Source organism: Pseudomonas sp. ADAK7, from assembly GCF_012935675.1.
Classification (GTDB): domain Bacteria; phylum Pseudomonadota; class Gammaproteobacteria; order Pseudomonadales; family Pseudomonadaceae; genus Aquipseudomonas.
In genome coordinates this window covers 2,843,055-2,857,262 of sequence record NZ_CP052861.1, presented here as the reverse complement: position 1 = coordinate 2,857,262, position 14,208 = coordinate 2,843,055, and the positions used below count along the sequence as shown (strand labels likewise).

At 59.7% G+C, this 14,208-nt stretch carries 14 protein-coding genes; 9 read left to right on the top strand and 5 right to left on the bottom strand.

Annotation, left to right across the window (positions count from 1 at the left end; all coding sequences use genetic code 11):
• Positions 1-44 precede the first annotated feature (44 nt).
• Positions 45-1,337 carry an OprD family porin gene (locus HKK53_RS13295; protein ID WP_169371192.1) on the bottom strand — a complete coding sequence of 431 codons (1,293 nt, stop codon included), beginning with the start codon at positions 1,335-1,337 and terminating at the stop codon, positions 45-47.
• A gap of 234 nt (positions 1,338-1,571) precedes the next feature.
• Here HKK53_RS13295 and HKK53_RS13290 point away from each other — a divergent pair, with 234 nt between their 5' ends.
• Entirely contained in the window at positions 1,572-2,243 is a 672-nt protein-coding gene (locus HKK53_RS13290; RefSeq protein ID WP_133837442.1) for a response regulator, read from the top strand.
• A complete protein-coding gene (locus HKK53_RS13285; RefSeq protein ID WP_169371191.1) occupies positions 2,236-3,624 on the top strand; it encodes a sensor histidine kinase in 1,389 nt (462 codons plus the stop codon). Before HKK53_RS13290 ends, HKK53_RS13285 begins: the two co-directional genes overlap by 8 nt.
• 104 nt (positions 3,625-3,728) lie before the next feature.
• On the opposite strand, the gene HKK53_RS13280 is transcribed toward HKK53_RS13285, so the two are convergent.
• Together HKK53_RS13280 and ygfZ are read right to left on the bottom strand one after the other, a co-directional pair.
• The gene (locus tag HKK53_RS13280; RefSeq protein ID WP_169371190.1) at positions 3,729-4,550 is read right to left on the bottom strand and encodes an HDOD domain-containing protein; all 822 of its coding nucleotides are present in this window, start codon (positions 4,548-4,550) and stop codon (positions 3,729-3,731) included.
• Positions 4,551-4,586: 36 nt separating this feature from the next.
• Complete coding sequence (ygfZ, locus tag HKK53_RS13275) at positions 4,587-5,528, bottom strand: CAF17-like 4Fe-4S cluster assembly/insertion protein YgfZ (RefSeq protein ID WP_169371189.1); 942 nt, start codon at positions 5,526-5,528, stop codon at positions 4,587-4,589.
• A gap of 148 nt (positions 5,529-5,676) precedes the next feature.
• Between ygfZ and HKK53_RS13270 the strand changes: the two genes are divergently transcribed.
• A complete protein-coding gene (locus HKK53_RS13270; RefSeq protein ID WP_007944081.1) occupies positions 5,677-5,931 on the top strand; it encodes an FAD assembly factor SdhE in 255 nt (84 codons plus the stop codon).
• Positions 5,915-6,367, top strand: coding sequence for a protein YgfX (locus tag HKK53_RS13265; RefSeq protein ID WP_169371188.1), 453 nt, complete (start codon positions 5,915-5,917; stop codon positions 6,365-6,367). Before HKK53_RS13270 ends, HKK53_RS13265 begins: the two co-directional genes overlap by 17 nt.
• On the opposite strand, the gene nadB is transcribed toward HKK53_RS13265, so the two are convergent.
• Positions 6,336-7,952, bottom strand: coding sequence for an L-aspartate oxidase (nadB, locus tag HKK53_RS13260; RefSeq protein WP_169371187.1), 1,617 nt, complete (start codon positions 7,950-7,952; stop codon positions 6,336-6,338). The two genes, HKK53_RS13265 and nadB, sit on opposite strands and share 32 nt — an antisense overlap.
• A 560-nt stretch (positions 7,953-8,512) precedes the next feature.
• Between nadB and rpoE the strand changes: the two genes are divergently transcribed.
• From rpoE to HKK53_RS13240, 4 genes are all read left to right on the top strand, one after another.
• Positions 8,513-9,094, top strand: a complete 582-nt coding sequence (rpoE, locus tag HKK53_RS13255) for an RNA polymerase sigma factor RpoE (protein WP_007944079.1) — start codon at positions 8,513-8,515, stop codon at positions 9,092-9,094.
• 30 nt (positions 9,095-9,124) lie between these two features.
• Positions 9,125-9,712 (top strand): sigma-E factor negative regulatory protein, encoded by a 588-nt coding sequence (locus HKK53_RS13250; protein ID WP_169371186.1) that lies wholly within the window; start codon positions 9,125-9,127, stop codon positions 9,710-9,712.
• An 8-nt stretch (positions 9,713-9,720) separates the two neighbouring features.
• The gene (locus HKK53_RS13245; RefSeq protein WP_169371185.1) at positions 9,721-10,680 is read left to right on the top strand and encodes a MucB/RseB C-terminal domain-containing protein; all 960 of its coding nucleotides are present in this window, start codon (positions 9,721-9,723) and stop codon (positions 10,678-10,680) included.
• A 246-nt stretch (positions 10,681-10,926) separates the two neighbouring features.
• Entirely contained in the window at positions 10,927-12,351 is a 1,425-nt protein-coding gene (locus tag HKK53_RS13240) for a DegQ family serine endoprotease (RefSeq protein WP_169371184.1), read from the top strand.
• A gap of 62 nt (positions 12,352-12,413) precedes the next feature.
• Here HKK53_RS13240 and HKK53_RS13235 read toward each other — a convergent pair whose 3' ends face one another.
• A complete protein-coding gene (locus HKK53_RS13235; protein ID WP_169371183.1) occupies positions 12,414-13,847 on the bottom strand; it encodes a M48 family metalloprotease in 1,434 nt (477 codons plus the stop codon).
• Between the two features lie 98 nt (positions 13,848-13,945).
• On the opposite strand from HKK53_RS13235, the gene HKK53_RS13230 reads away from it, so the two are divergent.
• Positions 13,946-14,185, top strand: a complete 240-nt coding sequence (locus tag HKK53_RS13230; protein ID WP_169371182.1) for a sulfurtransferase TusA family protein — start codon at positions 13,946-13,948, stop codon at positions 14,183-14,185.
• Positions 14,186-14,208: the final 23 nt, after the last annotated feature.

Below are 14,208 nucleotides of genomic sequence, written 5' to 3'. Positions count from 1 at the left end.
TTGCCGAAGGCTGCGATCTTTAAAGCCTTCGGCGTATCAATCAATTACCAAAGTGCAACGCTATAGCTCACCAGCAGACGCACTTCATCGGCATCGCGAGCGGAGTAGTTGGAACGATAAGTGGCGTTACGCAGGCGTACGGCGACGTCCTTGAGCGCGCCGCTTTGTACAACATATTTGATCTCGGTGTTGCGCTCCCACTCCTTGCCTTCGTCACCGTTCTTGAGCTTGATGTTGTCACCGCTCAGGTAACGGCTCATGAAACTCAGGCCGGGGATGCCGAGTTTGGCGAAGTCATAGTCGTAGCGCGCTTGCCAGGAATGTTCTTCGGCGCCGGCAAAGTCGTTGATCTGCACGAAGTTGACCAGGTATGGGTCGGCGCCATCGACATACGGGAACGCACTGTCGCCGGACATGTGCTGGTAACCGGCGCTGAATTTATGCCCGCTCAAGGCATAACTCACCAGGCCGTTGAGGGATTTGTTGTCGATCTTGCCGCCCCGGGCCGCGCCCTGGTCGTCACTGATGGCCAGTCGCAGGTCGGTGCCGAACGTGCCCGGGCCGAATGGCTGCGAGGCAACGACGCCGAGGAAGTGCTGGTTATAGACTTCGTCGAGTTGCGCGAAGTGGTAGCTGCCGGTGATTTTGTCGGTGAACTTGTAGTCCACGCCGCCAAAGTCGAAGTGCTTGCCGGCGGCCGTGCCGGCAAAGCGGCTGTTCTTGTTGTTGAGGGCAATGTCCTCGAAATCGGTGCTGTCGCGGTCCTTGGCTTTCTCCAGGCGGCCACCGGTGAACGTCAGATTCTTGATCTCTTTGGAGGTCAGCAATCCGCCTTCAAAGGTCTGCGGCAGGATGCGTCCGTCGTTGGGCTTGAGGATCGGCAGTTCCGGAATCAGGCTGCCGATTTTCAGTTCGGTAGCGGAGATTTTCACTTTGCCGGTCAGGCCCAGTTTGGAGTACTCGTCGGCGGCGCGACCGTCATCATGAGTCGGCAACAGGCCGGTGCCGGTGCGGTCGGGGCTCGAATCGAGCTTGACCCCCAGCATGCCCAGCGCATCGACACCGAACCCCACGGTGCCGTCGGTGTAACCCGATTGCAGATTGAGCAGAAAGCCCTGGGCCCATTCGTCACGCTTGGATTGCTGGGCGCTGGTGCCGTCGCGAAAGTCGCGGTTGAAATACATGTTGCGGGTTTCGAGGGTTGCCGTACTGTCTTCGAAGAAAGCAGCCTGGCTCAACGGCGAAAAGCCGGCGAAGGCGGCGGCACTGGCAAGGGCGGTCTGGCTGAGGCGGGAAAAACGAACAGGCGGGCGAGCCTGAGGCTGCATGGACAGCATCGTGAAGTACTCCGTTATTGTTCTTATTGGCGAAAACGCTTCGAGGCGTTTTTCGTATTCGCTAGAGGCATTAGCGACGGCAGTTAAAACTGTCCGTGGCTGGACTCTAACCGGCCAACCTTTCGCTAACCTTTCAGCTGACTTTCACGGTTTTCGGGCTTCACAGCGGCGGATGCGGCTGTAAACTCCGCGGCAAAGAATGGCGTCGACCATCCCTGAATGAGGTAAAAAGCCATGCGTGTCCTGCTCGTCGAAGACCACCTGCAGCTCGCCGACAGTGTCGCCCAGGCGCTCAAGAGCACGGGTCTGACCGTGGATGTTTTGCACGACGGCGTGGCAGCCGACCTGGCCTTGAGCAGCGAGGAATACGCCATGGCGATCCTCGATGTCGGCCTGCCACGGATGGATGGTTTCGAAGTGCTGGCGCGTCTGCGGGCCCGGGGCAAGAACCTGCCGGTGTTGATGCTGACCGCCCGCAGCGACGTCAAGGACCGGGTCCACGGCCTGAACCTGGGCGCTGATGATTACCTGGCCAAGCCTTTCGAACTGACCGAACTTGAAGCCCGGGTCAAAGCCTTGCTGCGCCGCAGCGTGCTCGGCGGCGAACGGCAGCAGCGCTGCGGCGTGCTGGCCTATGACCTCGACACCCGACGCTTCACCCTCGGCGAAGAATTGCTCACCCTGACCTCACGCGAGCAGGCGGTGCTCGAAGCGCTGATCGCGCGTCCCGGTCGGGTGATGAGCAAGGAGCAACTGGCGTCCCAAGTGTTCGGCCTCGACGAAGAAGCCAGCCCCGACGCCATCGAAATCTACGTCCACCGTTTGCGCAAGAAACTCGACGGGCAACCGGTGGCGATCGTGACCTTCCGTGGCCTCGGCTATTTGCTGGAAAGCCGCGATGCATAAGCCGAGCAGCCTGCGCTGGCGGTTGTTGTGGAACCTGGCGTTGTTGCTGGTGGTGTTGATGTTGGCCAGTGGTTTAAGTGCGTACTGGAACGGTCGTGAAGCCGCCGACACGGCGTATGACCGGACCTTGCTGGCCTCGGCGCGGACCATCGCCGCCGGGGTTTCCCAGCGCGATGGCACCCTCAGCGCCGACGTGCCTTATGTGGCGCTTGATACCTTTGCCTACGACAGCGCCGGGCGAATCTTTTATCTGGTCAACGACATCCACCAGAACCTGATCTCCGGCTACGAAAACCTGCCGCCACCGCCGCCGGGTACGCCGCGCACCGATGACTATCCGGCGCTGGCGCGTTTCTACAACGCGGTCTATCGCGGGCAGAACGTACGCGTGGTGAGCCTGCTCAAGCCGGTGAGCGAGCCGAACATGAACGGCATGGCGGAAATCCGTGTCGCAGAAACCGACGAGGCGCGGGTCAGCATGGCGCGCAGTCTGGCGGCGGATACGCTGCTGCGCCTGGGGATGTTGGCGATTGGCGCGTTGTTGCTGGTGTGGTTTGCGGTGAGTGCGGCGCTGCGTCCGCTGGAACGTTTGCGCACGGCGGTGGAAGAGCGCCAGTCCGACGACCTGCGTCCCTTGCCGTTGGTAGAAGTGCAGCATGAACTGTGGCCATTGGTGCGGGCGCTCAATCACTTTACCGAGCGTCTGCGCGGGCAGTTCGAGCGTCAGGCGCAATTTATCGCCGATGCCGCCCATGAATTACGCACGCCGTTGGCGGCGCTCAAGGCGCGTCTTGAACTGGGCTTGCGCGCCAGCGAACCGGAAACCTGGCGCAGTACGTTGGAGACTGCCGCCCAGGGCACGGATCGCCTGACCCATCTGGCTAACCAGTTGCTGTCCCTGGCGCGGGTCGAAAATGGCGCGCGGGCGATTGCCGAGGGCGGCGCACAGTTGCTGGACTTGAGCCAGTTGGCTCGGGAACTGGGCATGGCCATGGCGCCATTGGCCCACGCTCGCGGCGTGGCACTGGCGCTGGAAGCCGACGAGCCGGTATGGCTGCGGGGCGAACCGACGTTGTTGAATGAATTGCTGAGCAATTTGGTGGATAACGCCCTGGCCCACACACCGCCGGGCGGCAATGTGATTCTGCGGGTGACGGCGCCGGCGGTGCTGGAGGTCGAGGACGATGGGCCGGGCATTCCCCTGGAAGAGCGCGATCGGGTGTTCGAACGCTTTTATCGGCGTAACCAGCAGGTCGCAGGTTCAGGGTTGGGCTTGGCGATTGTGGGGGAGATTTGTCGTGCGCATCTGGCACAGATCAGCCTTCACGATGGCGAGAAGGCGGGGTTGAAGGTTCGGGTGAGTTTTATTGCGGGGGAGTGAGGGTGTTTGTGCTGTCCTCTTCGCGGGCAAGCCTCGCTCCTACAGGGGGCACGTTGCATCTGTAGGAGCGAGGCTTGCCCGCGAAGGGCGCGACTCGGTCTCGGCTAATAAAACATCGACCGCGACTCTTCCAGCTCCCGGCACATCGCCTCGTTCTCTGGATCGATCCCCAGCTTCTTGAACGCCGGCACATTGAATGCATCGATGCGCGCCAGCGGGTGGTCGGTGCCCTTGTGGCAATACAGACTGGCGACTTGCACCAGATCGACATAATCAACCTTTACGGACTCACGCTTGAAGTCCAGATACTGCCCCGGCAACTTCACCAGCATCTCCGGAAACTCCCAGACGCTGAGCAATTTGTCGCCCAGCAGCGGATGAATGCGGTCGATCACATGATTGAGGCTGACCGGGTCCGAGAGCAGCTCATAGTGATCTTCGGCATACGTCAGGATCGGCAGTACACCAATCTGATGCACCAAACCGCCCAGTGCTGCCTGATCGGGTTTGAGTTGGGTGTAGCTGCGGCACAGGGCATAACTGACCCCGGCGATTTCCAGGCTTTTGCGCCAGACATCACGCATTTTCTGCTCTACCACCTCGGAGCTGGCATGGAAAATCTGCTCCATCACCAGCCCGATGGCCAGGTTGCTGCTGTAATTCACGCCCAGCCGGGTAATGGCGGTGTGCAGGTCGGTGACTTCCTGGGTCGCCCGCAGCAACGGACTGTTGACCACTTTGATCAGGCGCGCCGATAACGCGGTATCGCGGCCGATCACTTTACTCAGGGTGCTAACGCTGATTTCCGGATCTTCAGCAGCCTTGCGAATCTGCAGGGCCACTTCCGGTAATGTTGGCAGAACCAGGTCATCGTTATCGATGGCCTCAACCAAATCCTGTTGGACCTTATCCGCCAGCTCACTCATTTCTGTTCTCTAGGGTCTTGCATGAAAATACTGCGCTTAACGCTGGATTTCTTTATCGCGATCCAGCGCGTAGGGCAGGTCGAGCAGGTGCAGGGCAGGGCCTTCGAGCGCTGCCAGATGGATATCCCCCGACTCTGCAGCTTCGGCTTGCAGCACCGCCAGGAGTTCAATGTTTAGTTCGCCGCGTGCAGCCATCACCACTTCGCCGATGGCGCTACTGTGGCTCGGGGCAAACAGTTGCGTGCCGGGCTCAGGCAATTCATTGCCATCCAGTGTCAGGCGATACAAGCGACGCTTGAGTTTGCCCAGGTACTGCATGCGCGCGACGATTTCCTGGCCGGTGTAGCAGCCTTTCTTGAAACTCACGCCACCCACGGCTTGCAGGTTGAGCATCTGCGGGATGAACAGCTCGCGGGTGCTCGGCATGACCTGGCCGATCCCTGCGCGGATCTGGCCCAGCAGCCATTGATTCAACTCGCCTTCGGCCAGCAGGGCGGACAGCTTGCCCTTGATGGCATCGGCTTGATCGGCGGCGACCCACAGTTCGGCGCGCTCAGGCGATACACGAATGGCGATCAGCCCGTCGTTGCGCACAACGCTGTCGGTGTCGGCCGGCAACTCAAGACCGAGGCTGCGCAGTGCCGCATCGCCATGATCGAGGCCGAAGCGTACCCAGGCGGCGCTTTCGTCAGTTAGTTTGGATTTGGAGAACACTGCGTATTTTTTCAGGTCCGCCAGTTGCGGTTCCAGCAGCTCGGTGGCCATGGCCAGGAGCACGCCATCGCCTTGCAGCAGAATGCGGAAGCTCGACTGCATCCGGCCTTTCTGGGTGCAGCGGGCGCCGAGGCTGGCCTGGGTATCGCTCAGGTAATTGAGGTTGCAGGTCAGTTGGCCCTGCAGGAATTTACCGGCATCCGCGCCGCGGACCGCGAGAACGCCTTCGTGTGACAGGGTGCAGAAAAAAGCAGAATCGGCCATGGGTCATCGCAGGGTAAAGAGTCTGAGAGACATCATAAGGGGGCGCCCATGAAATGGGTAGTTCACAAAAGCTCGGGAGGTCCGACCAAAGCCGACTGTTCGCTCCGGCGTTGGGCTGTATACTTGCCGCCTATTTGAGGAGCGCTCCATGGTCGAAGATGTTGAACTGAATCGCCTCTACTGGCACAGCCGTCGCGGCATGCTTGAACTTGACGTGTTGCTGGTGCCGTTCGTGAAGGAGGTCTACCCGCACCTCAACGATGTCGACCGCGATTGCTACCGCAAGCTGCTCGAATGCGAAGATCAGGACATGTTCGGCTGGTTCATGGAACGCGCCGAATCAGAAGATCCGGAGCTTCAGCGCATGGTTCGCATGATCCTGGATCGTGTCCAGCCCAAGTAATGCGTTCGACTGCCGCTGGCATGCCTCTGGGCAGTTGCTGGCGGCGTATGTTCTGGCCCAGCTGTTCGCGCTGGGTTCGTTGTTTCTTCTTTCTATACCTGCCTGGGTTTGCGTGCTCGGCGTTGTGCTGTGCGCGGTTCATGGCTTTTGGGCGTTGCCGCGACAGATTCTGTTGACCCATCCGCAGGCGTTTCGCGGCTTGCGTCACGATGCCGATGGCTGGCAGGTATGGAGTCAGGCGCGAGGTTGGCAATCGGTGCAGCTGCGGCCGGACAGCCTGGCGCTACCGTTGGTCGTGGTGCTGCGGTTTCGCCTGCGGGGCGAGCGGCGGGTCAGGGCGATCTGCGTGCCCCGGGATTCGCAGGCGGCGGATGTGCACCGACGCCTGCGGGTCCGGCTGAGGTTCAGTCGACGTAGGTGGGCGGCACCAGAATAGTGTCCAGCGCCACCGGCAGCAGGTTCGGATAGTCGAGGGTGTAATGCAGGCCGCGACTTTCCTTGCGCTCCATCGCTGACCGAATCATCAACTCGGCCACCTGGGCCAGGTTGCGAAGTTCGATCAAATCCCGGCTGACCTTATAGTTGCTGTAGAACTCGTCGATTTCGTCCAGCAACAGGCGCACCCGGTGCTGGGCCCGTTGCAGGCGCTTGTTGGTGCGCACGATCCCGACGTAGTCCCACATGAATCGCCGCAGTTCATCCCAGTTATGCGCAATGATCACGTCTTCATCGGAGTCGGTCACCTGGCTGGCATCCCAGACGGGCAAGGCGATGGGGATCGACACCTGCGGCAACTGCTCAAGGATGTCCGCCGCAGCCGAACGCGCATAGACGAAACATTCCAGCAACGAGTTGCTGGCCATGCGGTTGGCGCCATGCAGGCCGGTGAAGCTGGTTTCGCCGATGGCGTACAGGCCCGGCACATCGGTGCGGCCCTGCTGATCGACCATCACGCCGCCACAGGTGTAGTGAGCCGCCGGCACCACCGGGATCGGTTGCTTGGTGATGTCGATGGAGAATTCGAGGCAACGTTCGTAGACCGTCGGGAAGTGCGTCTTGATGAACGCTTCGGGCTTGTGGCTGATGTCCAGATAGACGCAGTCGACGCCCAGGCGCTTCATTTCATGGTCGATGGCCCGGGCGACGATGTCCCGTGGCGCGAGTTCGGCCCGTGGGTCGAAGCGCTGCATGAAGCGGTCGCCATTAGGCAGCTTCAGGTGTGCACCTTCGCCGCGCAGGGCTTCGGTGATAAGGAAGCTCTTGGCTTGCGGGTGATACAGGCAAGTGGGGTGAAACTGGTTGAACTCCAGATTCGCCACCCGGCAGCCGGAACGCCAGGCCATGGCGATGCCGTCACCGCAGGCGCCGTCAGGGTTGCTGGTATAGAGGTAGACCTTGGCCGCGCCGCCGGACGCAAGGATCACGAAGCGGGCGCCGTAGGTGTCGACTTCGCCGCTGGCGCGATTGAGCACGTAGGCGCCGAGGCAGCGGTCGCCCTCCAGGCCCAGGCGCTTTTCGGTAATCAGGTCGACCGCGACCCGCTGTTCCAGCAATTCGATGTTAGGGCGTTTTTTCGCCTGATCGAGCAGCGTCCTGAAGATCGCCGCACCGGTGGCATCGGCGGCGTGGATGATGCGCCGATGACTGTGGCCGCCTTCACGGGTCAGGTGGAATTCGAAACCGCCGTCTTCGGTGCCGGACTGTTCATCGCGAGTAAAGGGAACGCCCTGGTCGATCAGCCATTGGATGGCTTCCTTGCTGTGCTCGACGGTAAAACGCACGGCATCTTCATGGCACAGGCCACCGCCGGCATTGAGCGTGTCATCGACGTGGGATTCAACGGTGTCGGTGTCATCCAGGACGGCAGCGACACCGCCCTGGGCCCAGAATGTCGAGCCGTTGGCGAGGTCGCCTTTGCTCAATACGGCGATGCGCAGGTGACCGGGCAAGGTCAGCGCAAGGCTCAAACCGGCAGCGCCGCTGCCAATGACCAGAACATCGTGTTGAAACTGTTGGCTCATTTCAGGATTCCGCTCAAAGCGACCCGGGTCGGGGTTGGCGCAAGACACCTGGGATCGGCGAGTCAGGCAGCCACACAGCCCACTAGTATATAGAGGGGGGGATCGGCACAATAGCCGGGCCACCATGGCATTGTGAAACTACAGTGACAGAAAAGACTGGACGCTTCGTCGGATGTTTTTTTCGCGGGTTCGGCGACAAGACGACTGTATCGAGGATTTAACACTCTTTTTCGCTTCACGGTTGCACAATGTCGGTTGCACCCGGCTATAAATATTTGGAACTTTTGCCAAGGGCCCAAGATCAATAGCGGGTTGCCTGAATCAAGGGACAGTGTCGGCTTCAGTGCGGGACCTGCGGTTTGGTCCTCGCCGGCGAACCGATGACAAGATTATTCGCGCAGCCGGGTTGTCCCGAGCTGCGCTTTTCGTGCGTGCCAAATCAGAGAGCCCGCAGGAAACTTGCTTGGAGGGGGAGAACTTTTGCGAAAAGCCCGAGTCTATGTTTGCAAGTCTGGTCGTTTAGTTATGCAAGCCTCCTTCGAGCTTATCGAGGAGTGTTCATGCTAACCCAGGAAGAGGATCAGCAGCTGGTTGAGCGCGTTCAACGCGGCGACAAGCGAGCTTTCGATCTGCTAGTGCTGAAATACCAGCACAAAATTCTCGGGTTGATCGTGCGTTTCGTGCACGACACCCATGAAGCCCAGGATGTCGCACAGGAAGCCTTTATCAAGGCGTACCGTGCACTTGGTAATTTCCGCGGAGACAGCGCGTTTTACACGTGGCTTTACCGCATCGCCATCAACACGGCGAAAAACTATCTGGTTTCACGCGGCCGTCGGCCGCCGGATAGTGATGTCAGTTCCGAAGACGCAGAGTTCTACGACGGCGATCATGGCCTCAAGGATCTCGAGTCGCCAGAACGCGCATTGCTGCGGGATGAGATCGAAGGCACCGTCCATCGAACCATCCAGCAACTTCCAGAAGATTTGCGTACGGCCTTAACTTTACGTGAATTCGATGGTCTGAGTTACGAGGACATTGCGGCAGTCATGCAATGCCCGGTGGGTACCGTGCGCTCCCGGATTTTCCGGGCTCGGGAAGCCATTGATAAAGCCCTGCAGCCGTTGTTGCAGGAAAACTGAGACAGCGGCGACAGCCAAGAGAGGAACGCCATGAGTCGTGAAGCCCTGCAGGAATCGCTGTCCGCAGTGATGGATAACGAAGCGGATGAGCTGGAATTGCGTCGGGTGCTTAATGCCTTTGACGATGTTGAAACCCGCGAAACCTGGGCTCGTTACCAGATCGCTCGGGCAGTCATGCATAAGGATCTGCTGCTTCCACGTCTGGACATCGCTGCGGCAGTCTCTGCTGCGCTGGAAGACGAAGCCGTCCCGGCCAAGGCATCTCGCGGTCCATGGCGCAGCCTGGGTCGTCTGGCCGTCGCTGCTTCGGTGACCGTTGCCGTATTGGCGGGTGTTCGTCTGTACAACCAGGACGAAATTGCCGGGGTCGAACTGGCTCAGCAATCCACGCAGTCCACTCTGGCCACTCCACAGGTCAAGGGTCCGGCTGTATTGGCAGGCTATAGTGAGAGTTCGGAAGCCACTGGCCCTATGGCCAACGGCGTATTGCAAGGTCAGCCGGGCTGGCACGATCAGCGTCTGCCAAGCTACTTGCGCCAACATGCTCAACAGGCTGCACTGAAAGGAACTGAGAGCGCTCTGCCTTACGCTCGTGCAGCAAGCCTGGAAAACCGCTAAGGAGGATCATGCGCGCCATACCTCTACTTTCGCTTCTGCTCAGTGGCTGGTTTGTTGTTCCAGCCCACGCCGATGAAGCCCAGAACTGGTTGACACGTCTGGGTCAGGCCGAGCAAACGCAAAGCTTTCACGGTACTTTTGTTTACGAGCGTAACGGTAGTTTTTCTACCCATAACATCTGGCACCGCGTCCAGGATGGCAAGGTCCGCGAGCGTTTACTCCAGCTCGACGGCTCGGCACAGGAAGTCGTGCGCATTGATGGGCATACTCAATGCGTCAGCGGCACCCTGATAGCAGGGCTGGGGGACACTCCCAACTCTGCCGCTCGTGCACTCGATCCACAAAAGCTCAAGAATTGGTACGACCTTGCCGTCATCGGCAAGTCGCGTGTGGCTGGGCGCGCGGCGGTGATTGTTTCACTGAGGCCGCGCGATCAGCATCGTTACGGTTTCGAGTTACACCTGGACAAGGAAACCGGCCTGCCCCTCAAGTCGTTGCTGCTCAATGACAAGGGTCAGTTGCTTGAGCGCTTCCAGTTCACGCAACTGGATACTGCCGATGTTCCGTCAGACAGCGATCTGCAGGCAGGTTCAGATTGCAAACCGCTAACCATCGAGCCTGACAAGGCTACGGCGCTTAAAACTGCCGAGGTCTGGCATTCTGACTGGTTGCCGCCAGGTTTTGAACTCAGCAGTAGTTCCTCGCGCAAAGACCCCGAGACCAAAACTCAAGTCAGCAGCCTGATGTACGACGATGGCCTGGCCCGTTTTTCAGTGTTCCTGGAACCGCTTAACGGCGCTACGGTGACCGATACGCGTACCCAGCTCGGTCCAACCGTTGCGGTTTCCCGACGCTTGACCACACCTCAAGGCGAGATGATGGTGACCGTGGTCGGTGAAATTCCCATCGGCACCGCCGAACGGATTGCGCTGTCCATGCGCTCCGACGCCACAACGGCCAAACAGTGAGCTGAACCGAAATGCTCATGGATCGACGATTTGATAGTGCGAGAGGTCAGCAATGCCCATCACGCCATTGAGATGTCGAAATGTTTGGTGAGCATTTCAAGTTGCAAATACCCCTGAATTTTTCTATAGGTCAGAGCCTCTCGGCTCTGGCCTTGTTTGTTGTTCCCGGAACAAAAATACCGGCGTATGGTTCCCGGTGTTCCTTGCTCCATATCGCTTAACCATGCTCGTCGTAACGGGAGCCGTATGTCGATACCACGCTTGAAGTCTTATCTTTCCATTTTTGCCACCGTGCTCGTGCTCGGCCAGGCGGTCTCTGCCCAAGCGGCCGAATTGCCTGACTTTACGCAACTGGTCGAACAAGCTTCGCCCGCGGTGGTGAACATCAGTACCACGCAAAAACTGCCGGATCGCAAAGTATCCGGCCAGATGCCGGACCTTGAAGGCTTGCCGCCAGCGCTGCGCGAGTTCTTCGAACGGGGCATGCCGCAACAGCGTTCGCCGCGTGGTGATCGTCAGCGCGAAGCCACGTCCCTGGGTTCGGGCTTCCTTATCTCGCCTGACGGCTACATCCTGACCAACAACCACGTTATCGCCGACGCCGACGAAATTCTCGTCCGCCTGGCCGACCGCAGTGAGCTGAAAGCCAAGCTGATCGGCACCGACCCGCGTTCCGACGTGGCACTGCTGAAAATCGAAGGCAAGGATCTGCCGGTGCTGAAACTCGGCAAATCCCAGGACCTGAAGGCCGGCCAGTGGGTTGTCGCCATCGGTTCGCCGTTCGGCTTTGACCACACCGTGACCCAAGGCATCGTCAGTGCTATCGGTCGCAGTCTGCCGAACGAAAACTATGTGCCGTTCATCCAGACCGACGTGCCGATCAATCCGGGCAACTCCGGTGGTCCGCTGTTCAACCTGAACGGTGAAGTGGTCGGGATCAACTCACAGATCTACACCCGCTCCGGCGGCTTCATGGGCGTGTCGTTCGCCATCCCGATCGACGTCGCGATGGACGTTTCCAATCAGCTGAAAAGCGGCGGCAAAGTCAGCCGTGGCTGGCTGGGTGTGGTGATCCAGGAAGTGAACAAGGATCTGGCCGAGTCGTTTGGCCTGGAGAAACCGGCCGGTGCGCTGGTCGCACAGATCCAGGATGACGGCCCGGCTGCCAAGGGTGGCCTGCAAGTAGGCGACGTGATCCTGAGCATGAACGGTCAACCGATCATCATGTCTGCTGACCTGCCGCATCTGGTCGGCGCGCTGAAGGCGGGTGCCAAGGCCAATCTTGAAGTTGTCCGCGAGGGCAAGCGCAAGAATGTCGAGCTGACCGTCGGCACCATCCCGGACGAAGGTAAAGAGCTGGATGGTCTGGCGAAATCCGGTGTCGAGAGCAGCAGCAACCGCTTGGGCGTTTCTGTGACCGAGCTGACCGATGAGCAGAAGAAAACCTACGACCTCAAGGGCGGTGTGGTGATCAAGGACGTCGAGGACGGTCCTGCTTCGCTGATTGGCTTGCAGCCTGGCGATGTCATTACGCATCTGAACAATCAGGCGATTGGCTCCACCAAGGAGTTCACCGAGATTGCCAAGGCGCTGCCGAAGAACCGTTCGGTGTCGATGCGGGTCTTGCGTCAAGGTCGTGCCAGCTTCATCACCTTTAAACTGGCTGAATAAACCGGTTGTTGGCTGAATAAAAAACCGCCTCGAAAGAGGCGGTTTTTTTATGCCTGAAGCTTTTAGCCCATCATGTCCTTGATCATCCGCTCCTGTTCCATTAGCTCCCGTTGCCGGGCATCGATGCGCGATGACAACGGGAAGTTGCCGCCCGCCTTGCGCTTGGCAAAGTCCAGTTGCTGAATGGCCTGTCGGTAATCGCCGACCAGCGCGAAGTATTCGGCGCGAGCCTGATGCAGTCCAATGATGTTGCCCGACAGGCCGCGAGTCTCCGCCACCATGTACCAGACATCCGGATCGTCCGGGCGAGCCTTGAGCAGGTTTTCCAGGGCCTTTTCCGCATCGGCGGTACGGTTCTGTTTGAGCAGCAGGTCGACTCGCACCTGATTCAGTGGGTAGTTGCCCGGAAACTGGGTCAGCAAGCGGTCGACCCGGGACTGCGCGTCCGGCAGGCGATTGTTGGTGATGTCCAGATCGACCTGGGCCAGGTTGTAGATAATCTCGTTTGGCGCCGTGGCCAGCAATTGCTTGAGATTTTCCCGGGCTTCATTCAACTGGCCGCCCTTGATCTGGGCGATGGCCAGGCCGTAGCGAGCGACATCGTTTTTCGGGTTTTCATCGAGCTGCGCGCGAAAGCGTTTGGCGCCCAGGCCTGGAGTTTCTTCGTATACCAACTGCACCCGCGCGCGAATCAGCTGGTAGCGCTTGCTGTCTTCGATGCCGCCCGCTTTGGCCTGTTCGGCACGGTTGCGGGTGTCGGCGATTCGCGATTCGGTGACCGGGTGAGTCAGCAGGAATTCTGGTGGCTTGGCGTCAAAGCGATACTGACGCATCAAGCGCTCGAACATGTTCGGCATCGAGCGCGGATCGTAGCCGGCTTTTTCCAGATTGAGGATGCCGATCCGGTCGGCTTCCTGCTCGTTCTGGCGCGAGAAACGGCGTTGTTCCTGAATGGCGGCTGCCTGTGTGCCGGCAATGGTCGCGATCCCGGCGTCACCGGCGCCGGCGGCGGCAATCACGATCCCGGCCAGCAACGCCGCCATCATCGGCACTTGCATGCGCTGCGAGGCTTCCACGCCACGGGCGAAGTGGCGTTGCGACAAGTGAGCCAATTCGTGGGCCAGTACCGACGCGTATTCGCCCTCGGTCTGGGCATTGAGGAACAAACCGCCGTTGACCCCGATGATCCCGCCGGGCGCGGCAAAGGCGTTGAGCTGCGGGCTGTTGATCAGGATGAACTCCAGGCGCCGGTCAGTGACCTGGCTGGTTTCCACCAGCTTATAGACGCTGGATTCGACATAATCCTTGAGCTGCGGGTCATTGAGCTGCGAGACCTGGCTGCGCAACATCGCCAGCCACGCGCGGCCCAACTGGTATTCCTGTTGCGGCGAGACAATGGCAGAACTGGCATCACCGAGTGACGGCAGGTCGTCGGCGAAGCCTGGTGAGGCGAGCAGGCAAGCGAGCGTCAGCAGGGTAGGGCGCAAAAAAGTCATGCACAAAGCCTTAGTCGACAAAGACCTTACTGTAGCCGGACACCGGGCTTCGGACCAGATATTCTAGGCCGCTCAACCACCTGACCCGGAGTGATGCAATGATTGACGCGGTAGCCCATGACGTTGAGCTGGACGCCAGTGGCCTGAATTGTCCGTTGCCATTGCTCAAGGCCAAGCTGGAGCTCAATCGGATGGCCAGCGGCGCGGTCCTCAAGGTGATTGCTACGGACGCGGGCTCCCAGCGCGACTTCCGCACCTTTGCCCGGTTGGCCGGTCATACGCTGCTGCGTGAAGAAGATGAGGCGGGCGTGTACCGCTATTGGTTGAAAAAGGCCTGAAACCGGCTGCGTTCGTTACTAAG